Source organism: Bartonella sp. AD328YNZD (assembly GCF_042196425.1).
On sequence record NZ_JBHIQG010000318.1, the window covers coordinates 1 to 2,654 of the forward strand.

Here is a 2,654-nt window from a genome sequence, read left to right on the forward strand (position 1 = left end):
AATTGCGTGGTTCCATTGAAAGATTGCTTCACGTTTACGTCCAACTTTCCAATAGGCATCCCCTAAATGATCATTCAGTGTTGGGTCTTCAGGTTGTAATCTGACAGCATTTTCTAATATTTGCACTGCTTTATTATATTCTTTTAGTTTATAATAAGCCCACCCTAAAGAATCGAGAATATGACTGTTGTGAGCTTGCAAAGCAGAGGCTTTTTGTAGCATACGGAGCGATTCTTCAAGCTTCTCACCACGTTCCACAAGGGAATAGGCTAAATAATTAAGAACCTGCGGTTGATTTGGGAAAAATTCAAGTGATTTTCGCAAGTCAAGTTCTGCTTTTGGCCATTGCTTTAAACGTTCAAAAGCAATACCACGCTGATAAAAGAGTTTCCAATCGTCCTGCTGAAAGTTTTTTATCTTTGTAATAGCGTAGTCTAGAGTTTTAATAGCCTCAAGAAATTTATTGTCCTGCATATAAAAAGCAACGAGCGTTATCAAAATATTACGATCATTGGGAAATTTTTTATTTAACAATGTGAGTAATTTTATTGCTTCTTTGTAATTGTTGTTATTGGCAAGAAGGAATGCAAGATGAAGTTGTCCATCTTTATAATAAGGAGATTTAGGGGATAAAGCGCGATAAAGTTTAATTGCTTGATGTGGATCGTTCAATTTAGCAGAAATGTGTGCGAGCTGAAACAGTGTTGCGTCATTTTGAGGGTATAAGGCGAAAGATAATTGCTTAAAAATACGTGCAATTCGCCCTGAGTTTTTGTAGTTGAGGGCTGTTCCAAAATTATATAATACCTCGGCTGCTCCTTGTTGAGGTGTTTTAATAACTCTCTCTAAGAAAGAATTTTTTTCAATTTTTTCTTGAAAGTTTTTAAGGACTTCTCGACCTGACAACATTTGTTCGCCATGCTGGATTGTTTGAAGGGCTTGGTTGCGCATATTATGGCGCAATTGGAATGAGGCATAGGCTATGATAATACGCTCATAAGTATTAGGAGCGATAAGAGTTCCCTGTTTGTTACTCAGTGCTTTAATGAAATATTTTTTTGCATCCTTTGGCCGTTCTGCAAGGTCGCTCATAAGTGCTAGATGATAAGATATAAAAAGATCATACCAGACAGGACCTTTGAGTTTCTTAAGATCATCGATTGCCTGAGATTTGTGTCCAGATCCAAATGTAATCCAAGCGCCGATGAGTTCAGGTATTGGATTATTGGACGTAGGAAGTTCCTTTAATTTCAGAAGAGCCTTGGCATTCTTATAATCTTTTTTGATGAGACTTTCTACTGACAAAGTTAAGGAAACAAAGGGAGTTATAACATCGTTCTCTTTGAGTTTTTGGGCTTGTTGGACAGCTTCTTTAAAGTTTCCGACCGAGAGCATAGCTTCAAGGAGCTCTTTTTGTGTTTCAATGTTATCAGGTTGATAAACCAGTGCTTGTTTAAAATAATTGATAGCAAGTTCTGTTTTATTTTCATGATTTGCAACCCTTCCAGCTAAATAAGCACCTGTAAATGAGCTTGTATGAGTTGCTGCACTTATTTTACTGTAGGTGAGGGATGGCATCAGCATGATACCCACGATAAAGAGGGCAAAAAGTCGAGATACCGTTGCAGAGCACATGGAGCTAATCCTTTTCAAGATAATCAATTGATGGTGTTGTTTATAGATCATATCTCATTACTTTGTTGAGAAATACTGCGATTCTTGCAAAGAATTCAGTTTACGCGCGCAATACAAAATTCAACAGTCTCAACGAGAGCATTATAAGCAAGATTTTCATTCATGGGAACAAGAGCATCAATTGCATATTTTCCATAGATGCGTGCTTGTTCTATTGTATCTGTGATACTATCATACTTTTCCATTAAGTGTTGTGCGTGTGCGAAGGATTCATCATTATTATTGCCATCTTCAAGTGCCTTTTTCCAGAAATCTTTTTCTAGCATATTCCCACGCTCATAGGCGAGAATAACAGGCATTGTGATTTTTCCTTCTCTAAAATCATCCCCTATATTTTTTCCTAAGTTTTGAGCACTACCGCTATAGTCAAGTGCATCATCAATTAATTGGAAAGCTAAACCTAAGGATGTTCCATATTCACGTAATGAAGAACGCTCTTTATTTCCATAGCCAGCAATAATGGGTCCTACTTCAGCGGCTGCTGAAAAAAGTGCTGCTGTTTTTGCATCGATGATTTTGAGATATTCTGAAGGGCTGGTTTTTATATTTTTTGCGGCAGAAAGTTGCATAACTTCTCCTTCAGCAATAATTGCAGCAGCGTTGGCTAGGACAGAGAGCGCTTCTATGGAACCGACATCGACCATCATTTTAAAGGCCTGCCCCAATAGGAAATCACCAACAAGTACACTTGCTTGATTCCCCCAAATCATACGTGCTGTAGATTTTCCACGTCGTAAATTACTTTCATCAATCACATCATCGTGTAGTAATGTTGCTGTATGCATAAATTCAACAGCTGTTGCGAGTTTTATATGCCCGTCACTTTGATAACCGAACATATGAGCAGAAGCGAGCGTAATCATTGGGCGTAATCGCTTTCCACCTGATGAAATAAGATGGTTAGAAATTTCAGGGATCATCTCAACCTCTGATTTTGCCATAGAGAGAATAAATTGATT

At 37.8% G+C, this 2,654-nt stretch carries 2 protein-coding genes; both read right to left on the reverse strand.

The genetic code is table 11. From position 1 onward, the window contains the following. A partial coding sequence (locus ACFIO3_RS11175; RefSeq protein ID WP_375704470.1) for a tetratricopeptide repeat protein occupies positions 1–1,635 on the reverse strand: 1,635 nt, incomplete at its 3' end. A 95-nt stretch (positions 1,636–1,730) separates the two neighbouring features. Then, on the reverse strand, positions 1,731–2,654 hold a 924-nt coding region (locus tag ACFIO3_RS11180), incomplete at its 5' end, for a polyprenyl synthetase family protein (protein ID WP_375704471.1).